Raw genomic sequence first — 23,946 nt, 5'->3', positions numbered from 1 at the left:
TGGGATAATATGCTAAGATTATTAAAAAACATAAAGGATGACTAAGGCGTGCCCAGAGAGCTAAACTTATTGCGTTACGGACTCATCTTAATCCCTGCGTTTATTACCATTTATGTCTATCAATATAATGATTATGGAATCTTCACGCTGCATATCCTGATGCTTCTATTCCTTGTGGTCATGGTGCCAAAGCTCCCTCGATCCATTCATGCTTTGATTAGTATCATTGAAATCTTGTTCACGGCCTGGTTATGTTATCAATATGGCAGCATGATGATTTTCCCCGCTATATCAGCACTGCTTTATTATTCCAGACTCCAGCCTAAAGCAGTGCCTTACGTGTTCACAGGTGTACATCTGATAGCTTTGAACGTTGCACTCCAGAATTCTCCATCGCTCGTAGTAACTTACATTAACTTTTCATTTCTGCTCACTGCCTACCTAAATAAGCTATTATTAAAAGCTGGCCAGAGGCGCGAAGACACTCTTCTTCTATATGATGAGTTGCGCAAAAAGCATTTCGAACTCGACGAAGCTCGCAACCGCCTGCTGGAGTTCAGCGCGCAAGTAGAAGAGTCTGCCCAATCCAAAGAGCGCGTCCGCATCTCACGACAGCTCCATGACGATATCGGCCACCGGCTAATCCGGATTAAAATGATGATGGAGGCCGCCCTCCAGACCTTGCCTACCTCTCCCGAGAGCGGAATGCAAATGATGGAATTGATTCGTGACCAGCTGTCGGCCAGCATGGACGATATGCGGTCCGCAGTTAAACGTATCAACTACACTCCGAAGCTTGAGGGAGCTTATGCGTTAGACCGGCTGCTCGAAGAAATTGGACGTGAGACGGGGATCGAGACCTCATACCAAGTACAGGGCATACCTTATCCACTCTATCCTAGTATTCAAGTAATCCTGTACAAAAACGCCCGTGAAGCTATAACCAACGCCTTGCGGCATGGAAAAGCAACGTCCATCCGGATCAAAATTGACTACGCGCAAGCAGGAATCACTATGGATGTTAGCAACAATGGAGCGCTTCCCGAAGGAGAGAAACTCAGCAAATTATTGGGGCGTGGTGGGGACGGAATGAAAGGAATGTACGAGCGAACGCATTTAATCGGTGGAACACTCGAACTGAGGCAGGAACCACATTTTACAGTCATTACGCGGCTGCCCATTTATAAGCAGGATGAGATTGTATAACGAAAGGAGCCATGCTAATGATTAAAGTGTTGATTGTTGATGACGACCCCTTTATTCGCCAAAGTCTGCAAGTATTGCTAGGTATGGACCCAGGTATTGAAGTTGTCGGAGCAGCTTGTGAAGGTAACGAGGCCTTGGAATTACTTCAAAAAGGATTAAAGACCGATGTAGCTCTGATGGATATCCGCATGCCCGGCTGCGGTGGCGTTGAAGGAACGGAGAAGATTAAGCAGGCTTTTCCGCAAATTGCGATATTGATGCTGACCACTTTCGATGACGATGAATATATCATTGAAGCACTGCGTAACGGAGCTAGTGGATATTTGCTCAAAAACATACCGCCAGACCGGATCATCCAGGGCATTAAAACGGTTTTTGATGGGAACATGCTTATCCACCCTGATATCGCCCGTAAGCTGGCAACCTTTCTGCAGCCTACGGCACGGCAAGAATTGCCACAGGTACAGCCACTGGAATCGTTCGGATTGACCAAAACAGAGCTGGCTGTAGTGGCTTCTATCGCTGAGGGGCATAGCAACAAAGAAATCGCCGGACAGCTTTTTTTAAGCGAAGGTACCGTCAAAAATTACATAACGGATATATTAAGCAAATTAGAGCTCCGCGATCGTACGCAAATTGCTATTTTTTATTTGAAGAACATGCGGGGTTGAACTAGTAGCATACAGCATATGAATAGGCCATTGCCAAAGTTAGTTTTTCTTACGGACTCCAGTGAAGTTACTCCTTGGACGCGGGCTCGGAGTTCAGGACGTCACTCCTTGGGCGCGGGTTCGGAGTTCAGCGACGCTACTCCTTGGGCGGGCTCGGACTCCAGTGACGCTATTTACAATTTTATCGGCGTTTGAGCAGAGTTTCGGACCCCAGCGACGTTATTCCTCAGAAAGAGGCTCATTTGGGGTGTTTTTAATGCCAATAGTGGCTTTGGGGTCCGTTACCATTCTAAAAAAGCGAAAATGCTGCGATTAGGGTCAACTGGGTCCGATAGTGGCTTCACGCACGCGAAATTATCCTCTAATCAAAAACAAAGATGCCCCATTCACCATTTCATGGCCTATGGGGCATCTTCTAGTTATCCTTCCGCTGATTCCTGCTTGGCTTCAGTGGTTTTTTTTCGTTTAAGTTGGCCGTCCGGAAGGTTCCGGCTGCGTATGCCTGTCTTCATCCCGATGATGCTGTAGATGCTGGAAGGCTTCGCCTCAGCGGTAATCATCCCATCCGTCTCCGGCACCAAAATAATACCGAGCTGATGGTGATCCCCATCATAGATTGGACTTTGAAGGTATTTGCTCTCCCCTTCACGGTTCAGCACCTCCAGCTTGCAGAACGCTGGATTCATGCGCAGCGCCTCATGTAGCTGCGCCGCATCGGTCAACAGGACCCCGTTGACCTTCAGTAAGATCTCGCCGGGCAGGATGCCCAGCTCCTGGCCGGGACTGCCCGGCAGCACGGCCAGCACTTTGCGGCCGCGCGGTGGATGCACGAAGATGGGGCTGATGCTGCGCTCTTCCAGAGCGCTGTACCAGCTTAACCCTTCGTGCAGCACAATGGCTGCGAGCGTCGCGACCAGGGTCAGCGGGCTCCACCAAGCGGCAAGCAGGCTTAAGCCGAGCAGGACGATGCTGTAGATCAGCAGTCGTCCTGCAGTGCGGGCCGCCTTGCGCCCGGGCAGCATGCCCTGCGTCATCTCGCTGAAGCCGATGATGACGGGCAAAGAGACGATGCCAAGGCTGCCGCCGAGCAGCGAGTGCCATGGCAAATCCGTTCCTGCACCCGAAGGGAGCAGCAGGAACAGCGGCAGCGGCCAGAAGGCCTGCAGCTGATAGCCGCCAACGACCATGCCGCGCTTTCCCTTCAGGAAGAGCGGCGTTGCAAGCTTGGCCCCTTGTCTGCGGGCCAGCAGTGCCTCCGCCATGTGCAGCAGCGCAGCTAACACTAGCAAAGCAGGAATATCCATCTCCCTTATGGCGGTGGTAATATTCCCTACCGTTCCACTATCTAAAGCATCTGGAAAGAAAGAAATTACAAACTGAATGATACCTAACAAGCCTATAGAATACGCAAAGCACAAATACCGCACACGCAGTAGCGACAACACGAGACTAACTACCCAAATACAGGCTACAGCGGTACCTGATAACGATATTCCTAGCAGAACGGCTGCTATAGAGACGACCAAACCCATGACTAGACCACTCCATACCGTCCGCCACGTTTCCTGACCCCAGCTATGTAATTTTACATGTATCAGCTTTCGTTCTAATGCCACCTGCCTACGGTAATATAACGCAATAAATATAATAGCAATGTAGTAATACGGCTGGATCAATAAGTGTAAGAACGCAGTGCCCAAGCTTCCTAACAGTTCCTGAATCACATTCAAACTGTTCGTCACACTCCTTTTCGTCCGATGACTGATTTGTATATATTCTAATTCCTCTACGTCGGTTGGCATTTTCTTATCTAAAAGAAAAAAAGAAGGCTGAATTCAGCCTTCTTACTTTTTCGACGCTGCCGCCTTAATTTCCTTCTGAATCTCAGCAATCCCTTTATTCCGTTGGTTGTCGTGAGCAGGGTCTTGAATGACCTTGATCAGCGCCGCTTCCAGCGCCTCCGCTGTCTTGGCGTCAATTGTGCCTGTGACTTGGAGCTTTGCTGTACTTTGGAACTTCTTCACTGCGTCCTTAGTGCCAGCATCGAAATAGCCATCTTTACGTCCAGGCTTGTAACCCAAACCGTCCAGCATCGTCTGTGCACTCTTCACATCAGCGTTGTTCATATTATATTGCAGCGCCACGCTTTTGTTAATTGGAGCCACCGAGAAGTAATCCGGCTGCGCTACCGCGATATCCGGTTTAATGCCCTTGCCGTGGATCCATGTGCCGTCTGGCGTAAGCCATTTGGCAATGGTAACTTTCAGCAAGCTGCCGTCTCCAAGCTGTTTGTCAAAGCTCGTCTGCACGGTGCCTTTACCGAAAGAATTGTCACCGATTAGCTTAGCTCCTGCCGACTGCTGCAAGGCACCCGCCAATATTTCCGAAGCACTTGCGCTACCTTTATTCATCAGCACGACCACTGGATAAGCTTTACTCGATCCTTTTGAGGTGCTAACTTCGCGTTTTTTGTCTTTGTATTCTATTTGCACTATAGATTTGCCAGCTGGAACAAATTGCTCTGCCATTTCAATAACAATCGGAAGAACACCACCTGGATCATTGCGGACGTCAATAACAAGTCCCTTCATGCCTTGCTTCTCTAACTTCTCCAGCTCTTCCTTGAATCGTTCTGCGGTATTCAAGGAGAACTGCGTAACCTCGATTACGCCCACATTGTCCTTTTCCATGGTAGCGTAGACTGTTTCGAGCTTCACATCATCCCGGGTAAGAACAAATTCCAGCGGCTCTACAGCGCCGGAACGTTGTATTTTCAAAGTGGCCTTACTGCCCTTAGGACCGCGAATCTTGGCAACAGCTGCATTCAGCTCCATACCTTCCAGCGATTCACCGTTAACGGACAAGATAACATCTTTGGCCTGAATCCCAGCTTTCTCAGCAGGTGAGCCCTTGATCGGAGAGACCACGACTACCTTGCCATTATCCGAAGAGACCTCCGCACCGATACCTGAAAAGGAACCCTCAATGCTTTCTTCGAATTTCTCAGCTGTTTCTTTACCCATATAGTTGGAATAAGGATCGCCCAGCGCTTCCATCATACCGTTGACAGCACCGTCTATCAACTTCTCCCGATCTACTGTCTCGTAGTAATTGCTCTCAATCAGACTGAGAGCAGTTCCAAGCTTCTGGGATTCCTTCTGCTGAAGGCCAGTAACCTGCAATGCTGAGGCCAGTCCTTCTCCTGCAGCTTGTCCAATAACATGACTATAACCCGTCACGCCCAAGGTCACCAGACTACCGCATAGCAGGGCGGCGATAATCATAAACGCCGCTGTGCTTTTTTTTAACATGATGTTCCCACCGTCCCTTCTTGTCCATCTCGCAAACAACTCCATAAGTCCGTCCTGAAAGGTACGGTATCTCTTCCAGTATATGCCGTACGTTCAAATAATATGAGTTATAAGTTCTTAAAAATTAGAGATAAGGCATCGGATTTACTGTCTTGCCGTCGATCCGAACTTCAAAATGGAGATGGGGGCCCGTCGAATTACCTGTAGAACCGGATTCAGCAATCACATCCCCACGATTGACTCTATCCCCAGGGCTAACCTTGATACCACCTTTACGGATATGTCCGTAGAGGGTCCAAACTCCGCCGCCATGATCAACAATTACACAATATCCATAGCCGCTATACCATTCAGCTACGATTACCGTTCCGGAATCAGCCGCATGAATATTGGTTCCTTGTGGAACTGCAAAGTCTACCCCGGTGTGTACTTTCCCCTTCTCACCCGTAATTGGGTGTGTCCGTGGTCCGTAGGAGGAAGAGATTCTTGCCGAACCTACAGGCAGCAGGAAGGGTCCATCTCCACCAGCATACGCGGTTGAGGAGCTGGAGCTCGAACTGCTGCTTGCCTTGCTAGCTGCAGCTTTCTTGGCCGCTGCTGCTGCCCGGCGTGCTGCTTCTGCTTTGGCGGCTGCTGCTTTGCGAGCCGCTTCCTCAGCTTTAATCTTATCCTTTTGGGTTTCCAAAGCAGAACGTTCGCTCGCCAGCTTAACCAGCTTCTCGTTCTGCTCTTCACTTAGATCATCGCTTTCTTGAATCTGCTTATCATAAAATGCGATAAGCTCCTGCTTCTCCGCTTCCTTCTCTTTCAGCAGGCTTCTCTGATTTTCCAAGGAGGTGTATAACTGCTTGGCTTGAGCATATTGCCCCTCAAGCTCCTGCTTCTTCTCTACAACTGTCTGCTTGTCCAGCTTGTGTTGGACTAACAGCTCCTGATCCTGATCCACAATCATCTTAAGCGAATCGGTGCGGCCCAGAAAATCAGAGAAGCTTGTCGATGAGAGCAAAACATCTAGGTAAGACACCGCTCCATCAGTGTACATCAACCGGACACGGGATCCTAAGAGTTCTTCTCTTGAGGCCACTCGTGCCTCTGCTTCATCCAATTCCGTTGCTGTAACGTTAAGAGATTCTTCTGTATCGGAAATTTTGTTAGAGATTTCGGTCATTTTGCCTTTAACTTGATCCACTTGCTGCAATACATATTGTAAATTAATATTTGTCTTATTCTTATAGTGCTGCGCTTCCTGCGTTTGGGACTCCGCTTTCTCTTGCTGCGCCTTAGCTTCCTGCACCTCTTGTTGCAGCTGCTTTAATTGCTTATCGATCTCGGCAACACTTGTTTTTTTGGCATATCCATCAGAGGGTTGGAATATAGTGACAGCTAGTAACATTACGGCTAGTCCGGCGGCAATCTTCTTCAACTCGCACTCCCCATCCTTCACTCTTAAATTAAACTTTCAAAAACTTACGAATAGAAACCGTACTTCCCCAGACGCCGATCAGCACGCCTAGTCCTACTAACAGACCTACGAGCAGCAGCCAAATATCACTGAAAGGGATCAACTGCAATCCGAGCATAGGATCTCCCTGTACCGAAGATTCCAAACCGTTGTAACCGGCATATAAAACACCCGAAGTAATCAATGATCCAATGAGTCCAATTAATGCCCCTTCTATAAAGAAAGGCCAACGAATAAAATAATTTGTCGCGCCTACCAGCTTCATAATCCCAATCTCTTTACGCCGGGCAAGAATCGTTACCCGAATAGTATTGGAGATGAGGAACATAGACATAAGTGCCAGCCCCGCTACAAAAATAAATCCAATGTTTCGTACGGCACGCGTGATTTTAAACAATGTTTCAATCGAGCCTTTGCCATATTTCACTTTGTAGATAGGCTGCTCGGTATGTGTCTTGTTAAGGGCTTGAATCTTCTCAGCCACAAAAGCAACGGTTGTAGGTTCAATAACCTCTACCTGAAGGGTATCTGGAAGCGGGTTATTATCTTCATCGAACCCTTCCAGAAGCTCTGCTGCCTCCTCGCCCATATCCGCGCGGAGATCTTTAAGTCCCTGTTCCTTGGAGATGAACGTAATCTTGCTGACCTCCGGCATATTGCCAATTTCAGTCTGCAGGGTCTCGCGCATCTTCTGATCTGTATTCAAAGCTAGATGCACTTTGATCTGTACCTGACTGTCTGCCTCATCAGCTACAGAATTTACGTTGAGGACAAGAAGAATAAATACACCTAGAACAAAAAGAGAAACAACAATCGAAGTGATTGAGGCGATCGACATCCAGCCATTACGGAATACGCTTTTAAAGCCTTCCCGCACATGTCGCAAGAAGGTTTTAAAACTCATAACCATATTCCCCTCTCGCTTGGTCTCTGACAATGTTTCCATTCTCAATCGCAAGCACCCGTTTGCGCATTTTGTTCACAATATCTCTGTTATGGGTAGCCATTACAATCGTTGTTCCACGAAAATTAATCTCGTCAAGCAGCTGCATAATGCCCCATGAAGTCTCGGGGTCTAAGTTACCTGTAGGCTCGTCCGCAATAATAACAGAAGGATTGTTGACGATAGCCCGTGCAATAGCGATCCGTTGCTGCTCACCACCAGAAAGCTGTGAGGGCTCACGATTCGCTTTACTTCTTAGCCCAACCAAATCAAGAACCTCATTCACACGTTTCTTGATGACTTTTTTCGGTGCTTCAATAACTTCCATAGCAAAAGCTACATTCTCGTATGCCGTCATTCTGGGCAAAAGCCGAAAATCTTGAAATACAACGCCGATATTACGGCGGACATAAGGGATTTTGCGTGGTTTTAGCTTTCCTATATTGAAACCTCCCACCGAAATCTGTCCTTTGGTAGGCACTTCTTCTCTATAAATCAATTTCATAAAAGTAGATTTACCCGCGCCGGAAGGGCCGACAACGTACACGAATTCATTGCGGTCGATTTTCACTGAAACTCCTTGCAGTGCGTGAGTTCCGTTAGGGTACGTTTTCCATACATCTTGCATTTCAATCATTTTCTCACTTCCCAATTATGACATTTTCCACTTGTGCGAATCGACATTGTCCACCTCAAGTTTCCATAAACTTCAATATTTCCGCAATGTATCTATTGTAACAAATCTGTAACTGATTGAGTACCCCGTAACTGCACGACGATTCGAAAGTTTTGTAGTGACTGGACATATACATATAAAAAAGCACCTAACGGTGCCTGTTATCAGATGTCGTAACTCCCTTTATTAGAGACTACTTGTTTCTTACTAAGTTATTATCGGTATCCCACGAAGTGTTCTTTAAGTTTTGTTACAGGGCCGCGCCTGCTTAGCGCAATCCAAATCCCCAAAAGGAGATTAATTATGAAAAAAATCCATGCTGCCCTCATAGTGGTCATCGCACTCGTCCTTATCGGCTCCTGCATTTACGGAGGGCTTCATCTATATGGCAGCAAAACTACGCTTCCAAAGGGTACAACCCTTGCCGGCTGGCAGGTCGGAGGCATGACCCTCACCGAGGTCCGCTCCCAGTTGGATCAGCGGCTGCGTGCCCTCGAATCCGTCCCTCTAGTGCTAAAAGTGGAGGGCAATGCAGATTTACCCCTAACTCTTAGTAAGACTGGGTTGAGTTATGAAGCCGCTGCTTTTCAGCAGGGCTTAAAAGAGCTTGCCGAAGGAACACTTTGGGAGCGGGTAAAGGCACGCTATAACTTCCCTCAGCTGTGGAAGCTTGAAACGCATCTGGAAATCGCACAATTCCAGAAAATTCTAAGTCCCACTTGGGAGAAGGAGTCCTTTGGTGAACCAGTGGACGCTACGCGGCGAATTACAGGCGATGACCGAATCGTATATACTTCTGAGAAAACTTCCCTGGAGGTCGATTGGACAGCTCTGGAGACTTCCTTAGGAGCAGCTGCCCCCACCAGCTTCAATCATCTGAATACCCTGTTGGAGAAGGGAATCACGATGGAAGTCCCTTTGTTAATCCTGCAGCCTGACATAACATTAAAGAAATTAAAGGAACAAGGTATCGAGCGAAAAGTAATGCAATTCAGCACCTCTCTAGGTGCAAGTGGACCTGGACGAAGCTACAACGTAGAAGCTGCTGCCAAAGCTGTGGATGGAACCATTCTCCCGCCTGGAGCCGTCTTTGATTATGGAAAAGCTATAGAAAAAGCAAAGGTGAATTACGGCTTCCGTGAAGCGCCGGTGATTGTGAACGGCAAGCTGCAAGCAGGTGTTGGTGGAGGGATCTGCCAAGTGTCGAGCACTCTTTACAATGCCGCACTGCGTATAGGGCTAGAAATTGTGGAACGCCGTAATCATTCCTTGCCCGTCAACTACTTGCCCAAAGGTCAGGACGCAACATTCGCTGAAGGTTATATCAACTTTCGTTTTCGCAATACGACTGGCAAATATCTCATAATTAAAGCAGCTGTGCAGGGTAAATCACTGACCATAAAGCTGTTCGGCACGTTTCCGCAAAATGTCACTTACAAAGTTCATTCAAAAACAGTAGAGGTGCTCCCTCCATTCGATAAATACGTAAACGATTCTTCACTGCCTCGTGGCAGCTCACGCGTTATTCAAAATGGGAAAACCGGATATATTGTAGAAACCTACATTACAAAGTATGTTGACGGTAAATCCACTGAGGTGAATAAACTGTCCCGCGACGTATATTACGCACAAAAACGATTAATCGCCATTAATCGTGGAGGCGTGAGCAAATCCATAATCCCCGATGTCCCCCGAAAGCAGCTGGTGGAGGACGGGGTCCGCAGTGAATAGCTAACAACAAATAACCGGTCAGAGCCCCTAAGGTCTGACCGGTTATTTTTGCCAGCAATCTATTTTACCTGTAGCTTACGTTACACGGCTTTGAAATTTACGATTCAGGGGTACATTAGAAGTAGACCCATAATCAGAAAGGATGAACATCCTATGACAACAGCTCTTGTAAATGATCTTACTGGTATTGTCCGCAGTGCTCCCGCTATTTTTGCCTCACGCACTTGCAGAGAAGCTCTTCGCGTCATGTTTCAGCATCCAGAATCCAAATGTATCGTCGTCTGCAATGCTATGAATGAACCCCTCGGATTGTTGATGAGCGAACGTTTCTTTTTAAAAGCTACAGGAAGATCCGGAGTAGATCTGTTCTACAGAGAACCTGCCATGAAGCTTATGAACAAAACCCCGCTCATTCTTGACATTTCCACTCCACTCGATACGGTATTGAGCCTCGCTATGAACCGCCCAGACCCTATGAAAAATGATTGTGTCATTATCACTCGCAAAGGTAAATTCGTTGGTGTTGCATATACCTCTGACCTTATCCGCGCCCAAGCGTAGAACCTCTTTGCTCTTCCTCTTCTACCCTAACCCTTCCTCAAAAAAGAATATCCGGTGACGTATCAATTCTCCAGTATCCATTCACCTTTTTCAGCTTCACATACACCGACTCACTGCCTTCCTGCCCGCTCGAATAAGGAACTGTTAAGTCAAATTCAGCGGTTGTTGCAGTTTTGGAGAGCATTCGGGCGGTGGCTTTTTCAAACATTAATGAGTTTCCAAGATCCGCATTCACCTGTGACATTCTACCTTCATGCTCCAAAAATTGAGTCTGCACATAATAAGCTGCTGCATTATGCGTGTAGGCTTTTTTTATGTAATTCATCAGCTTCGCCTTTGTCCCAATATCATTGGAAAGGTAACGGTACTCTTGCGCTTTATACATGAAGGTTTCCATCGGGAAAAAGTTGCCCCCACGGCTAGTATAGAAATAGATTGCTCTGGCATGTACAACAAGCGGTACCACACTTTTTACCGTCAAATTGTTTATAGTAGCTGGGCCTTCTTTTCCTGTGCCAATCACAGCCACATTTTTTATTGCCGAGCTTCCCACTGATGATGAAGCTGCCATAACTCCGCTACCTGCTGATAAAAGGCCTAAGGATAGGGCCAACGAACCAAGCATCCATTTTTTGTTCATCTGAAGTTCCTCCTCTTTCATCTGAAAAATACAGGCGATCGCCACTGTTTCAGCTTATGCACCCCGCAAGCTAAAATACCCAATAAACAGAGGAATGAAAACGTATTACAACTCTTTTGAAAATATAAAAAAACTCCACCCTCCTGATTCACAGGAAAAGCGGAGTAATATAGTTAAATAAAGTAGTACAAGAACCCTAATCGGATGCTGCTGCGGTGGCCTCAAAATACGCTGTAAAAGCTACGTTAGCAGTCAAAATACTCTCCGTATTGTTCTTAGTACGATCCTCGTAGGATTGCTGAAAATTGAAAGAGTCCACATTCACAATACGAGGTAAGGCTTGTAGTTCATCCATCCATTGCCGGATCCCCGAATATGTCCCTTCCACCACTGCAGTCATTTTGATCTGTTTGACCGTCGGGAATGACACCTCAGCTGAACCTGTCATTTGCTGAATCGGATTAGCCTCATCCATAACAAAACTAAGATCCTTTAGCCGCGCTTGTGAGGACGTGCTAACCTCCCGCAAATCAACAATCAGACCTTCGCTGTCATCGCCCTTTGGGAGTTCCCCCAGTAATTCCTTCTGTTCTAGATCTCCCTCAGTGCCGCTGCCCTTCAGCTCATAGATTTTGTTTTGGAGGACTTCTGCTTCCTTTTCCAACTGACCGATCTCGCTGCTCTGTGCGGAAATTTCCTTATTGGTCGGCTGAACACCCAGCATATAGAACGCAAACAATATCAGGAACAAAATCAGCACTCCCAGAACAATCGGCGAGCGATACTTATTGATCTGTTCCATCGCTGCTCACCTCCCCTTGGCTGGCATCCGTTTCACTGTTTTGAAGCTTAGCCGCTGCTAAGTTCACTTTATAAATAGCCGTATACGTATTGTATGAAATGGCATCTGCGGCTCCTTCAGTAAGCTTTTGAATAGAGGCATCGGTCGTAAAAGACATTTGGCGAAGTTGTCTTAAATAGTTGGAAGCATCCTCCATAGTGGATACATTTACAGTCAGATCTATAGAGGTCCGGTAGGTATAGTTAATATCACGGATTAGTGCCTCCTTAGGCAATCCCTCCACTAATTCGTCCAAGATAGGGACTGCAATCACCTTATTGTCCTGAAGCACTGTGATGGCTGCTTTCCGATCTAGCTGTCCAGGTCCGCTGTTTTTAAGCTTCGCGAGCTCTACTTGGAGCATTAAACTGCGATCCTGCAGGCCTTGCAGCTCTTCTTTACCATTAGAAATCTGACCCTTATTGGCCGAAAAATAAATCCCCGTTCCGATCATCCCCAGCAGCCAGATCGCTACAAGCCCCATCGTGACATAAGGAAATAGCAACGTCTCCCGATCTTCTCTCGGCAATAAATCAATCGTATCCGTGTTGATGCTATTTTTTAGAGCGGTCCCGGCAGCTACGCGGTAATCATTTAGTTCAGGGTCAGAAACAGCAGCACTAGCCATCTGTTCCAGACTTATTGGTGTTATTACAAGTTCAGCTAGGGACTGCTGGAGTTCTAGGTCCAGTTGTTTACGAATCGAGGGAGTGCCCGTAATCACTAAATTGTTGATACGAGTGGAACCGTCATGCAAGCTGTATTGATAAAAGCTGAGCATACGGGAGATTTCCGCAGTGATTTCAACCATTTGCTCGGGTGATAAATGTTCTTCTACAGCGACAGCTGTTTCTGCCAAGGTTTCACTGTCTGTCAAAAGATCCATTCCCGCTAAATTTCTTCCTTTATGTAGATCAAGTAAGTTTATCGTACGAATGAAGACCGGATTCCCGTTTCTGAACATATAAATGTCCATTACCGATGGCTCCATATTAATCAGCATCGTCTCCGCAAAGCTCTCCCCGTGCCCAGTGGTTATAGCACGCGCCAAGGCGGTTGCCGAAATTTCGACACTGCTTATCCGAAGACCCGCCCGCTCCAGAACTTCTACGTAATCCTGAATCGATTTTCGCGGAGCAGCAAATACGAGCAGGTGACTTTGCTCCTCATCCACTTCGAGCGTTACATAGTCATAGACAGGATTTTCAAAAGGTAAATGCAGTCCCGTCTCCACTTCCAGCTTCACCAGTTGTTCTACCTGTTTGTCGTTGGTACTAGGAATACTCATTTTACGGATAATGATCTGTGAAGGGGGAATGGACAAAGAAACCTTACTGCCCCGTAAGCCTTCCTTCTTCACCCACTGCCTTACCCGATCATAAAGCGCCTCGCTATCCGCCACCTGATTCTCAATGATCATGCCTGGAAGGAGCGGGAGAAACCGTTTTTTACGGACTTCCCATGACTGTTTATTCTTAAAACTAATATAACGGATTCCGGCAGCTTCAATTGAAAGTCCGGCCACTTTGGGGCCTAATCCAAGCATGTGATCAATGTCCTCCTATCCGATAAGCGAGAGATACGCGCCGATGATGTGTGAGCCATATCCAAAACTAATTAAAGCTCCTATAGCTAACCATGGGCCGAAGGGTACCGGCTGTTTACGTTTGATTACACCGAGCAGCATCAGCAGTCCGCCCACCACGCTCCCAAGCAAACAAGCCACAAAAAAAGCCAAAATCACATTCGGAAAGCCAATCACCAAACCCAGCAGCGCAAATAACTTCACATCTCCAGCCCCCATGCCACCTAATAGAACAAAAGGGATAAGAACCCCTCCCCCAAGCACAGCTCCTAGCAGATGATGCCATATCGGTCCATCCGGAAATAGCAGTACAAGAATCAGCAGCAGCGGTAAAAAAAACAACAATACCTTGTTGGGAATCAGCATGTACTTCAAATCCGCAACCGTCACGATAACCGCTAAACTTACAAGAATGAACCCGATGATTCCCTTACCCGTCAGGCCAAATTGCAAATACACCCATAGAAAAAGCAAACCCGTTGCCGCTTCTCCAAGCGGATATAATGGCGATACCCTTGTCCCACAGTATCGGCACTTGCCTCCTGACAGCAGGTAGCTTACCACCGGAATCAAATCCCGCGCTTTCAGCCGCGTGTTGCAGTTCGGGCAATGTGACGGCGGATTAAGCAAGGATTCCTTGGCCGGCACCCGTAGCGCCACTACGTTATAGAAGGAGCCTAGAATCAGACCCAGTAATGTGATGTAACTTACGATAAATATCGTCATGGTTGTCCTCTGTTAGCTTCTGGATTTTAAAAAAGGAATCGGGAAGTCCGATTCCTTAGGATAGATTGTAAGTTTGAATTTATAGAGATTAATTAGATACTCCTATTAGCCACCAGATCAATTTGTTGGTGCTGGCGTTGGTGACGCTGCTGGCTCTGCACTAAGCACCTTATCAGCGGAATATTCACCACTCTCACCCGTAGGAACTGGATCTAATGTTACTTTCTGAAGTACACCGTCCGAAGTATATACTATTGTTGTTTTTGTACCATTTAATGATTTTTTTGTACTAGGCAAAACAAGAGTCTGATCAATATATTTTTTATCCTTAAGTGCTTCAAGAGTTACTGTCTTACCTTTAAAATCTCCATCTAATTCGCCCATAATATACATACGAGATGCATCATAAAGCTGTCGAGCAGTTGCTAAATCTGCATCCGTTTTTGATTTATTAATTATTCCACCAATCATCGGTATTGCAATTACCGCAATAATCCCCAAAATAACGATAACCGCCAGCAACTCGATCAGCGTAAACCCCTTTTGATTTTCCTCTTTGCTTAATCTTCTCTTAATGGCTTGTGCTAACATTTGATTTCCCCCTCTAAGTGGTGTGTGATGATAAGACCTATATCCTTTATTTCAGTGAATCCAGCATCATCTTTCTTGTGCTTACGGAAACAGCTCGTCCATCGTCGTCTAATCGCCAGCGTAAGTTCGTGGATCTTGCCCCGCCTCCCCGGCGTCACCCCTCTCAAAATATACAAGGAACCAAGAGGTTCACATATTTCCGTACAGACTGAACATTGGCAGCATAATGGCAGCCACAATGACACCTACAACAGCAGCTAGAAAAGCGATCAATAATGGTTCAAGCAGCGATTTCAGACGGTCGACGGTATTCTCCACGTCCATCTCATAAAAATCAGCTACCTTGGACAACATTGTGTCGAGTGCCCCTGTCTCTTCGCCAATCGCGATCATCTGTGTAACTAGTGGCGGGAAGACCCAGGCTTTTTTTAGCGGCTCAGATAGTGGATTTCCTTGTCGCAGCGAATCTCCTGCACTACGGATGAATTTCCCGATGACCTTATTTCCTGCTACCTCCTCAACAATCACCAAGGACTGTAGGATCGGTACAGAGCTGGCATAAAGAGAAGAAAAAGTGCGCGTAAACTGAGCAATCGAGCCTTTTTGATTAAGCTTGCCGAACACAGGAATTTTTAACTTGGCATAATCAAGGGCGTAAGCACCCTTTTCCGTACGTTTTGTAATCTGAAAAGCTATCACTAGGAGAAGTACTCCGAGTATCCAGAAATACCATTGACCTTGAATGCTTTTGCTAAGTGCCAAGACCATCTGTGTAATTGCCGGAAGCTCGGCATCCATCGATTCAAACATCGTTACAAACTGCGGCACAATCGCCCAAAGTAGATAGATAACCGCGGCAATCGCCATAACCCCTACGGTAATCGGGTACGTAAGCGCTGATTTTATCTTCTCTGTCGTGGTGTGCTGTTTCTCAAAAAACATAGCCAGCCTGTCCAACGTCCCCTCAATATCACCGGATTCCTCACCGGCACGGATCATGCTGACAAATAGCTGCGGGAAGATTTTTTTATGATCCTGAACGGCTTGTGAGAACGATATCCCGCGCATCAGGCTGGAATTAACATCTACTAACGCTTTGCGCAGTGGCTTACTCTCGGTCTGCTCTGCCAAAATACGCGTTGCATCCACAATCGATACCCCCGCCCGCATAAGCGTGGCAAACTGCCTGCAATAAATGATGAAATGAAGCGGCTTAACGGGATTACCAATATAAATGTCCATCGATAAAATCGTGGTTTTGCGCTCAATCAGTGAAAATACCGTAAGTCCCCGCTTGCGTAGCTCCTCCATCGCCGTAGGTTTATCGGTTGCCGTTAGTTTCCCTTTGATAGATTTGCCTGCGGATGTCTTCACCTGATATTCAAAAAGAGGCATCAGCTGCTCACCTCCGCCATAAACGCCTTAGCTGCTGTTGGATCAATAAGCCCCTGCGATAAATAGTCACGGATGCTCATGTCCAATGTGTGCATGCCTTGTGAGCGTCCCGTTTGCATCACATTTTTGATCTGATGTGTTTTTTCGGTACGAATAAGATTGGCTACGGCTGGTGTATTGAGCAAAATTTCCGTAGCGCATAAACGCCCCCGACCTCCAGCCCTTGGGAACAACCGCTGACTGACTACTGCCAGCAGCACTGATGCTAATTGTGAACGAATCTGTCCCTGCTGATGTCCCGGAAAAGCGTCGATAATTCGGTCAATCGTCTGTGGTGCATCTGTTGTATGTAAGGTAGCCATCACAAGATGACCTGTTTCTGCGGCCGTAACTGCTGCTGAAATGGTCTCCAAATCCCGCATCTCACCAACGAGAATGACATCCGGATCCTGACGTAAGGCAGCACGTAATCCATTAGCAAAACTTGCGGTATCGCAGCCCACTTCACGTTGATCCACTAGACAGGTTCCATGGTTATGTAGAAATTCTATCGGATCTTCCAGAGTCACTATATGTTTGCTCTCCGTCTGGTTAATATAATTCAGCATAGCTGCAAGCGTAGAAGATTTGCCGCTGCCTGTGGGTCCTGTAACCAAAATTAGACCTTGTGGCTTAAGCGATAAAGTAGTTAAAATCGAAGGCATCGACAACTGTTCCAGACTCGGAATCTCTGCAGGAATGGCCCGGGCGGCGATACTAACCTCGCCCCGCTGACGATAAACGTTCACCCGGAATCTTACCCCACCATCAAGCGGATATGAAAAATCTAACTCGCCCGCATTCCGAAATGCTTCAAAACGTTCATTACCAAGTAGCGTTTTGGCCATATCTGCCGCTTCTTCAGCAGCCACGGATTCACCCTCAAGCGAGTGCAGCTTTCCATCCATCCGAATAACCGGCGGTGATCCTACGGAAATATGTAAGTCAGAAGCTTTGGAGGAGTAAGCCGTTTGTAATAGTTGTCTAATATCCCGCGTATACGTTGGCATTAGCCGCTCCCCCTAAGTCAGAATGCTAAATCCCTGTTAACCTCTAATGTGAGACCGTCTCGCGCATGACTTCTTGAAGCGTTGTAATTCCTTGACTGACCTTGAGCAGTCCGTCATCCATCAGTTGAACAAGCCCACGCGCTTTACCTGCTGCACGCAGTTCTTCTACTGAGGCAGTGTTTGTTATGAGCTGCCGTAAGTGATCATCAATACTGAGTACTTCATGAATCGCTATTCGTCCACGATAGCCAGAATTGTTACAGCTACCACAGCCGCGTCCACGCTGTAATTCTTCCGTAGGTAGTCCTAAGCTACGTAGCATAATTGCTTCCTGTTCAGATGGTTTGTAGGTTTCTTTGCAGTCAGTGCAGATTTTGCGCACCAGCCGCTGTGCTACCACACCAATCAGCGAAGAAGCGATCAAATAAGGTTCTACCCCCATATCCCGCAGTCGGGAGACGGAGCTAATCGCATCGTTTGTATGTAAAGTAGACAACACTAGATGACCCGTTAATGAGGCGCGAACAGCAATTTCTGCAGTTTCCGCATCCCGTATTTCACCAACCATTACGATATTCGGATCTTGTCGAAGAATCGAACGCAGCCCAGCTGCAAAGGTTAGTCCAATAGCCGAGTTTACGTGCACCTGATTTACTCCTTCAAGCTGGTATTCCACTGGATCTTCGACTGTGATAATATTTGCGCTTTCTACATTAAGTTGATTCAACGCTGAATATAAAGTTGTTGTTTTTCCGCTACCGGTAGGTCCTGTGATCAGCAAAATCCCATAAGGACGAGCTATCATCTCCTTAAAAGCTTCTGCATTCCCCTCACTGAATCCCAAAGCATCTATGGATTTGACCCCTGTGCTTAAATCTAGCAGCCGCAGCACAATCTTCTCTCCGTGCATCGTTGGTAATGAAGACACACGAATATCTACCATTTTGTAATCGAACTGCATTTTGATCCGCCCGTCCTGCGGCAAACGCCGTTCTGCAATATTCAGGCGGGCCATTATTTTCAGACGGGCGGTGATAAAGCCCTGCATCTGCTTAGGAATAATCCGCTCTGTCCGTAAGGTTCCGTCAATGCGGTAGCGGATGGTTAAATTATTTTCACCTGGATCCATATGTATATCAGACGCCCGCAGAGCAACTGCCTGCTGAATCATCTGGTTGACTAAACGTACGATTGGGGAGTCCTCATCTGTAATCTCTGTCTCTTCTATTTCTTCCTGTGTCGGGAGTTCTACCAGCATCTGATTCATAGAATCGCGCATGCCATAGTGACGCGCAATCGCCCGCTGCAGCTCATCTCTCGTAGAAATAGCGGGTTCGATCCGGAAGCCAGTACTCATACGTAAATCTTCTATCGCAAAATAATCCAGCGGGTCCGCCATCGCAACCATCAGCTTGCCGCCCTCTTTTAAGAATGGAAGCACCTGATATCGCTTAGCCATACTTTCAGGGATTATCTGCGTGATTGCGGGATCTATCTGGTATTTAAATAAACTGACATGCGGGATGCCGAGTTGAAATTCAAGCACTTCAATCAACTGCTGCTCCGTAATATAGCCTTGAGAGATTAGCAGATCGCCGAGCTTACGTTTGCTCTTACGCTGTTCCGCGAGAGCCTCAAGCAACTGGTCCTGCGAAATAATATTATTTTCTACCAGCAAGTCGCCCAGTCTCTTTTTTGCGATAGCCAAGTCTATTCATCTCCGTATGCCGTTATTTATGCCGGCTGAAATAATGGATATTTTTTATAAAAATAGAAATCAAAATCCCAGCAAAATTCGCTCGAAAACGAAAGATATAATTACCATAAATACGCCTTCCATAAATTTGTCAATTTTGAGTATTTTTCAATCTAACTAGGACTTTAGTTATAATTTAATAGGTATATTTCAATAGATTTATGTTGTCTATCAATGCTGAATGTCCTAGAATGTATATAACATAGATTGGATAATTTTACAACGACACGGAATGAAAAAGGCTGTCGGAATCTAGCATATACGAGACGGAATACGACCATATCTGCCAATAGTTAACAATCAGGGAGAGATGACAATGAAACTTGCCAGCAACAAAAAAGTTTTTATTTTTACAGTAACTACCCTGCTTCTCCTTCTGCTTGTTCTGCCGATCAAAAATCACTTTATGAATGTCGATGCCAGTTCAAATGAATACCAAATTCGTATGCTGGAGGTTACGGAGAATGGGGTTAGTGAGCTTGCGTCTCTAAAAACGGGAATATCTAACCTTACCATTGACACGATGAGTATGAAGCGCTTTGTGGCGCTGCGGGATGATCTGGACGGGAGATATGATGCAGTATATATCGGGAAGGGAACTTACAGTACAAGTGGGGTCTCCGGAAAAGATCATAATACCAAAGCAGTTATGAATGACATAACTAATTTAAAAGCGAAAGAAATCACCGATTATTTTATTAATAAGGGGTTGTATGTAATTTTCCACAAGCAGCCCTTCTCAGCTCCAACACAGAACGGAATTTTATATAAGACCTTTAATACATACCAGGCATTAACCCCAAAATCCAATGTTCTATTCTTCAATGATTCTGAGTTAAATGCCTTTATCTCCGAATTGAAAAAAAGTAATTCCACTTATTTGTCCAAAATGAAGCAAAGACCTCAACTAAACATCACTAACAAGAGTCAAATTATCGAATACGGTGCGACTGTGCCCAAGATCTATACGCCCGGCGACGAGCTCACATTCAAGTTCAATGTTTCAAATGTTAATTTAGGAACGAATCCTATACTTGTTAAGCTCTATCTGGGCTTAGATAAGTCCATAAAAATGACTGAAGATCAAGTCGTTGCTACCACGTCCTTGAGCACTTCGCCAACCGGTGAAATCAAATATAAGCTTCCTAAGACTTATTCAGGTCTATTATATTGGAAGCTAGAGGCAGTAGATTCTTTGAATCAAAAGGTTCTAAGTGATTTCACTACCGGCACTATTCAATTTAAGGGTAAGAAGACGATGGTTAATGTATTGCAGATATTACCTGATGGAAATAATGACAGCCAACTCATTAATAATGAATTAGTTATGGATTCCAGTTTTCTAAATAGCCTAGACAAAGACTACGAACTGGTTATCGATACAAAAACAATGACTCAATTCAACGATTACATTAAGAATAAGGAAAGTTCTACACCAAAATACGGTTTGAATGGCACATACGACATGCTCCTATTTGGATTCCGGGATATATACAATGAAAAAGCTCCAATTAACGAACTTTCGGCGGATGCCGTATTAAAATTCATAAATGAAACTAAACAATCTGCCATGTTCACTCACGATACTATTTATATTAATACCAGCAACAACAATAGCAGCCAATGGACGAAGAAGTTCCAAGGAATTACCGGTCAAACCACCCCTCAGACCAACTTGGGATTAAATGCTCCAAGCACATCAACATCTATTACTCCTGTGAATGATGGGTTACTCACACAATATCCTTTTAATTTAAGTGTTCAAGATGGTAGGAATACTGTAGCCAGTACACATAATCAATATTTCACCCTTGACTTAGAGGACCCCTCAGTGACCCCTTGGTACAATATCACTGGTAGTAACCGAGATAGCAATGATAGCTGGAACCATTACTATACGTATTCTAAAGGAAATGTAACTTACTCAGGAACCGGACATATCATTGGAACGTCTTATAAAAAAACTGAAGCAACGTCTTTTCCAAAGTGGGAACAAAAGTTGTTCGTAAATACGATGTACCGTGCATTTACAGGTGCTAATCATGCTCCAGAAATCACAGTGCACACACCCTCTGACAACAGCATAAAGCCTTCGTATCAGAACCAACTGGTCGTCAGTTACACAGTCGATGACTGGGATTTGAAGGACAAGAACCTCTTTACCAGTGTAAAGTTTAAACAAAACGACAATGTAATTGCCGGCTACATAATGAACGAGAAGGCAATTTTATCTGGAGAGACAGTTACTCAGACTTTTAACAACCCTCTCCCTGCAGGTGGAAATCTTCAAATCGAGATTACTGCTTGGGACAAACAAGGCGCTCTCTCAACTAAAATCGTAAACGTGACTGTACAAAAGATCGATTCGAACCTCACGATTCAACGTACACAGCCTTCCACTACTGTTGAGAAGGGTAAGCCGATTATATTTACGTACACTGTAACGCCAAACTCTGTTCCCTATCTTGCTGTTGATCCCGGTGAACAAGGAATTAATAACCTAGTAATTTCAGACGTTCAGTTTGAAGAACAGTTTCCTCCGAATTTGGAATTTAGCGAACCTCTCCCGGATGGTATGACCAAGAGCGGTACTTTAAGCACAGGATATACTTTAAGAAAAAATCTAGGAAACATCACTTACAAGTTAACAGAGAGTAACAACGTCAAATCTTATACGCCAGAAAACAGTACTACTATCACTTTTAGTCTTACAGCAGTTCCGCAGGAAAAGAAGTTATACCTGCTAGATAATTCAAAGATTACTTATGAGGATATCCATGCTGAGATGCTTACATTTCCTGGTTCCAATGCTCCAATTACTTCACTCGGCATAGCTAATGATTATTCAATCTTTATGCTAGAGAACATTGATTTTCGAAACTTTGGATTCACCAATAACTGGCGCATTGCAGCAGGTGGGAATATACACATCAGTTCTTTTGGTGTAGGGAAATCATTAATAAATACCGATACTACTGCGACTATTGTGGCAGGAGGAAATCTGACCTTAAATGGCGGTACACTGAATGGGATGGCTTATTACGGAGGTAGTATAACTGCTCCAGATTATCTCCTCAACCAAACCATGCATAAAGATAAGTTCATTAATTTCGCTGAGGTTGCGAAAGGCCTGAAAAATCGCTCATTATCGTATGCAGCATTACCCGAGACTGCCAAACCAACAGGTCCGGAGCATACCATCACTCTAAAAGGAATCGATCCTAACCTTAACGTCTTTTATGTAACACCAATTAATGGAAATATTAGAAGTCTGAACATTAATACACCACCTAGTTCCACTACTGTTGTCAATATTCCTGGACAAAATGTAACCGTCAGCAATGGCTCCAATACCCTCGAAGGAGTGCGCAGTAATAACGTTTTATACAATTTTTATGAAGCTACTTCATTGAACCTACATGGATACAAAATCTATGGTTCAATTCTGGCTCCATTAGCAAATATATCTTTTACAGGTGATATTGTTGGCTCGGTAATCGGAAAATCCATTTCTCCATATAATGGTGGGCACAGTATTGAGCTATCTTCATTCACTGGGAATTTACCGAATCCGACACCAGTCATACGGGACCGGGTAACAATAAGCTTCTCGCCGATCTCCTTTGAAGCGATCGTTAAAGTAGCGAACATTCAACTTCAAGATACTCGGATTCGGGTAGGTAGTGAGCTGAAACTTCTACCGGTCATAACGCCTGAAGATGCAAACAATAAAGAAGTAATTTGGTTGTCGATGCAGCCAGATGTTGTATCAGTTACAGAGACAGGGGTCATTACAGGTTTGAGAGCCGGAGCAGCAACACTAGTAATTACGGCAAGAGATATAAGAAACGATGGAAGTAAGGTTTCTACCACTGCAATAGTAACTGTCGTTTCACCTGATTTAACTATTAAGGGAGCAGATCACGCTATAGTCGGCGAGAAAGTTTCCTTCGAAGCGAGCTATGAGCCCTTTGAAGAAACGATAACCGGCTACGAATGGTCCATCAAGCCAGGATCTAATTCAGCCGATGCAACGATAACCAAGAATCCTGATCCATACATCGGAAGTAACGCCACCTTGCAGGCTAAACGATCTGGATTTGTGACTATTGTAGCTACGGTGAACACAACCCGAAAGCCTGATGGAGCCGATACTGAAGAACTTACAATTAAAATTACTAATCCTGTTCGTGAGATAAGGATTAACGGCGATTCTTTTGTGAATATTGGAAGCGAAATTCCGTTAAATGTGTCTGTCGTTCAACCTGTAGAGAATTCCGATCCGGTTGAATACGTATGGAGCCTGGAAGGGGATGGAAGTAATTATGCAACATACGTACCTACCCCTGATAACAAAACTATAAAGTTAAAAGGCAACGTGTTTACCAAATCAGTCAAGGTCAAAGTGATTGTAAAAGGATCCTCCCCTGTTATTGAAGCCTTTAAAGAAATAGCAATTGGTGTTAAATTAACTAACCTATCATTACCCGCTCCATTCAAAATAGGAGTTGGGCCGGATAATTCCAGAGATTTATTTAATAACGGTCTTGTACTTTGGCCAGAAAGCTTAATCAAAAATGACTTTAAAGATAAACTCCTCTGGACAAGCAGCAACACAGCCATCCTAACGGTTTCAGCAGATGGTAAAATAACCGGTCTAAAGAAAGGGAAAGCCACTATTACTGTTTCGTATATTGAAGACCCTAAAATCCAAGCCTCTGTAGAGGTAATTGTAGAGAACGAAGATCGTTACTAAAAAGGCAAAACCCCCGAGTCGCAAAGATACTGCGACTCGGGGGTTT

At 45.4% G+C, this 23,946-nt stretch carries 18 protein-coding genes; 5 read left to right on the top strand and 13 right to left on the bottom strand.

Annotated elements, in window-relative coordinates:
- Positions 1-48: 48 nt before the first annotated feature.
- Both MKY63_RS12815 and MKY63_RS12810 read left to right on the top strand, forming a co-directional pair.
- Positions 49-1,206 carry a sensor histidine kinase gene (locus tag MKY63_RS12815; protein WP_036678568.1) on the top strand — a complete coding sequence of 386 codons (1,158 nt, stop codon included), beginning with the start codon at positions 49-51 and terminating at the stop codon, positions 1,204-1,206.
- A gap of 17 nt (positions 1,207-1,223) precedes the next feature.
- The gene (locus MKY63_RS12810) at positions 1,224-1,877 is read left to right on the top strand and encodes a response regulator transcription factor (protein ID WP_036678566.1); all 654 of its coding nucleotides are present in this window, start codon (positions 1,224-1,226) and stop codon (positions 1,875-1,877) included.
- A gap of 419 nt (positions 1,878-2,296) precedes the next feature.
- On the opposite strand, the gene MKY63_RS12805 is transcribed toward MKY63_RS12810, so the two are convergent.
- The 5 genes from MKY63_RS12805 to ftsE form a co-directional block, all read right to left on the bottom strand.
- Positions 2,297-3,181, bottom strand: a complete 885-nt coding sequence (locus tag MKY63_RS12805; RefSeq protein ID WP_235219410.1) for a PDZ domain-containing protein — start codon at positions 3,179-3,181, stop codon at positions 2,297-2,299.
- 540 nt (positions 3,182-3,721) lie between these two features.
- Positions 3,722-5,188 (bottom strand): S41 family peptidase, encoded by a 1,467-nt coding sequence (locus MKY63_RS12800; RefSeq protein ID WP_036678562.1) that lies wholly within the window; start codon positions 5,186-5,188, stop codon positions 3,722-3,724.
- Positions 5,189-5,312: 124 nt separating this feature from the next.
- Positions 5,313-6,611, bottom strand: coding sequence for a peptidoglycan DD-metalloendopeptidase family protein (locus MKY63_RS12795; RefSeq protein ID WP_076107069.1), 1,299 nt, complete (start codon positions 6,609-6,611; stop codon positions 5,313-5,315).
- Positions 6,612-6,639: 28 nt separating this feature from the next.
- Positions 6,640-7,554 (bottom strand): permease-like cell division protein FtsX, encoded by a 915-nt coding sequence (gene ftsX / locus MKY63_RS12790; RefSeq protein WP_036678558.1) that lies wholly within the window; start codon positions 7,552-7,554, stop codon positions 6,640-6,642.
- Positions 7,544-8,230, bottom strand: a complete 687-nt coding sequence (ftsE, locus tag MKY63_RS12785; RefSeq protein WP_036678556.1) for a cell division ATP-binding protein FtsE — start codon at positions 8,228-8,230, stop codon at positions 7,544-7,546. Before ftsE ends, ftsX begins: the two co-directional genes overlap by 11 nt.
- A 342-nt stretch (positions 8,231-8,572) precedes the next feature.
- On the opposite strand from ftsE, the gene MKY63_RS12780 reads away from it, so the two are divergent.
- A complete protein-coding gene (locus MKY63_RS12780) occupies positions 8,573-10,000 on the top strand; it encodes a VanW family protein (RefSeq protein WP_339813138.1) in 1,428 nt (475 codons plus the stop codon).
- A 153-nt stretch (positions 10,001-10,153) separates the two neighbouring features.
- Complete coding sequence (locus tag MKY63_RS12775; protein WP_036678552.1) at positions 10,154-10,561, top strand: CBS domain-containing protein; 408 nt, start codon at positions 10,154-10,156, stop codon at positions 10,559-10,561.
- A 37-nt stretch (positions 10,562-10,598) separates the two neighbouring features.
- Here the strand turns inward: MKY63_RS12775 and MKY63_RS12770 are convergent, their stop codons facing one another.
- The 8 genes from MKY63_RS12770 to MKY63_RS12735 all read right to left on the bottom strand — a co-directional run bounded on the left by MKY63_RS12770 (position 10,599) and on the right by MKY63_RS12735 (position 19,096).
- On the bottom strand, positions 10,599-11,201 hold the full coding sequence (locus MKY63_RS12770; RefSeq protein WP_051491029.1) for a DL-endopeptidase inhibitor IseA family protein: 603 nt from the start codon (positions 11,199-11,201) through the stop codon (positions 10,599-10,601).
- A 196-nt stretch (positions 11,202-11,397) separates the two neighbouring features.
- Positions 11,398-12,003, bottom strand: a complete 606-nt coding sequence (pilO, locus tag MKY63_RS12765) for a type 4a pilus biogenesis protein PilO (protein WP_036678550.1) — start codon at positions 12,001-12,003, stop codon at positions 11,398-11,400.
- Positions 11,987-13,588 (bottom strand): pilus assembly protein PilM, encoded by a 1,602-nt coding sequence (pilM, locus tag MKY63_RS12760; RefSeq protein WP_036678547.1) that lies wholly within the window; start codon positions 13,586-13,588, stop codon positions 11,987-11,989. The genes pilO and pilM overlap by 17 nt, the downstream gene beginning before the upstream one ends.
- A gap of 15 nt (positions 13,589-13,603) precedes the next feature.
- A complete protein-coding gene (locus tag MKY63_RS12755; RefSeq protein ID WP_036678545.1) occupies positions 13,604-14,353 on the bottom strand; it encodes an A24 family peptidase in 750 nt (249 codons plus the stop codon).
- A gap of 117 nt (positions 14,354-14,470) precedes the next feature.
- A complete protein-coding gene (locus MKY63_RS12750; protein ID WP_051491028.1) occupies positions 14,471-14,944 on the bottom strand; it encodes a type II secretion system protein in 474 nt (157 codons plus the stop codon).
- Positions 14,945-15,133: 189 nt separating this feature from the next.
- Positions 15,134-16,339: a type II secretion system F family protein gene (locus MKY63_RS12745; RefSeq protein ID WP_036678542.1), complete on the bottom strand. Its 1,206-nt coding sequence runs from the start codon at positions 16,337-16,339 to the stop codon at positions 15,134-15,136.
- The gene (locus tag MKY63_RS12740; RefSeq protein ID WP_036678541.1) at positions 16,339-17,388 is read right to left on the bottom strand and encodes a type IV pilus twitching motility protein PilT; all 1,050 of its coding nucleotides are present in this window, start codon (positions 17,386-17,388) and stop codon (positions 16,339-16,341) included. The genes MKY63_RS12745 and MKY63_RS12740 overlap by 1 nt, the downstream gene beginning before the upstream one ends.
- 43 nt (positions 17,389-17,431) lie before the next feature.
- The gene (locus tag MKY63_RS12735; RefSeq protein WP_036678538.1) at positions 17,432-19,096 is read right to left on the bottom strand and encodes an ATPase, T2SS/T4P/T4SS family; all 1,665 of its coding nucleotides are present in this window, start codon (positions 19,094-19,096) and stop codon (positions 17,432-17,434) included.
- Between the two features lie 364 nt (positions 19,097-19,460).
- On the opposite strand from MKY63_RS12735, the gene MKY63_RS12730 reads away from it, so the two are divergent.
- Positions 19,461-23,900, top strand: coding sequence for a DUF5057 domain-containing protein (locus tag MKY63_RS12730; protein WP_051491027.1), 4,440 nt, complete (start codon positions 19,461-19,463; stop codon positions 23,898-23,900).
- The last annotated feature ends 46 nt before the right edge of the window (positions 23,901-23,946 follow it).

This window comes from Paenibacillus sp. FSL R7-0189 (genome assembly GCF_037969925.1).
GTDB classification, from domain to species: Bacteria; Bacillota; Bacilli; order Paenibacillales; family Paenibacillaceae; genus Paenibacillus_AQ; species Paenibacillus_AQ odorifer.
Note: the sequence above shows the minus strand (reverse complement) of the source record. Positions and strands in the feature narration are given on the sequence as shown.

Coding starts and splice junctions, on each gene's coding strand:
- MKY63_RS12805 (WP_235219410.1), bottom strand. CDS start 3,181: ATGGATATTCCTGCTTTGCTAGTGTTAGCTGCGCTGCTGCACATGGCG.
- MKY63_RS12810 (WP_036678566.1), top strand. CDS start 1,224: ATGATTAAAGTGTTGATTGTTGATGACGACCCCTTTATTCGCCAAAGT.
- MKY63_RS12745 (WP_036678542.1), bottom strand. CDS start 16,339: ATGCCTCTTTTTGAATATCAGGTGAAGACATCCGCAGGCAAATCTATC.
- MKY63_RS12755 (WP_036678545.1), bottom strand. CDS start 14,353: ATGACGATATTTATCGTAAGTTACATCACATTACTGGGTCTGATTCTA.
- MKY63_RS12780 (WP_339813138.1), top strand. CDS start 8,573: ATGAAAAAAATCCATGCTGCCCTCATAGTGGTCATCGCACTCGTCCTT.
- MKY63_RS12775 (WP_036678552.1), top strand. CDS start 10,154: ATGACAACAGCTCTTGTAAATGATCTTACTGGTATTGTCCGCAGTGCT.
- pilO (WP_036678550.1), bottom strand. CDS start 12,003: ATGGAACAGATCAATAAGTATCGCTCGCCGATTGTTCTGGGAGTGCTG.
- MKY63_RS12730 (WP_051491027.1), top strand. CDS start 19,461: ATGAAACTTGCCAGCAACAAAAAAGTTTTTATTTTTACAGTAACTACC.
- MKY63_RS12750 (WP_051491028.1), bottom strand. CDS start 14,944: ATGTTAGCACAAGCCATTAAGAGAAGATTAAGCAAAGAGGAAAATCAA.
- MKY63_RS12740 (WP_036678541.1), bottom strand. CDS start 17,388: ATGCCAACGTATACGCGGGATATTAGACAACTATTACAAACGGCTTAC.
- MKY63_RS12770 (WP_051491029.1), bottom strand. CDS start 11,201: ATGAACAAAAAATGGATGCTTGGTTCGTTGGCCCTATCCTTAGGCCTT.
- pilM (WP_036678547.1), bottom strand. CDS start 13,588: ATGCTTGGATTAGGCCCCAAAGTGGCCGGACTTTCAATTGAAGCTGCC.
- ftsX (WP_036678558.1), bottom strand. CDS start 7,554: ATGAGTTTTAAAACCTTCTTGCGACATGTGCGGGAAGGCTTTAAAAGC.
- ftsE (WP_036678556.1), bottom strand. CDS start 8,230: ATGATTGAAATGCAAGATGTATGGAAAACGTACCCTAACGGAACTCAC.
- MKY63_RS12800 (WP_036678562.1), bottom strand. CDS start 5,188: ATGTTAAAAAAAAGCACAGCGGCGTTTATGATTATCGCCGCCCTGCTA.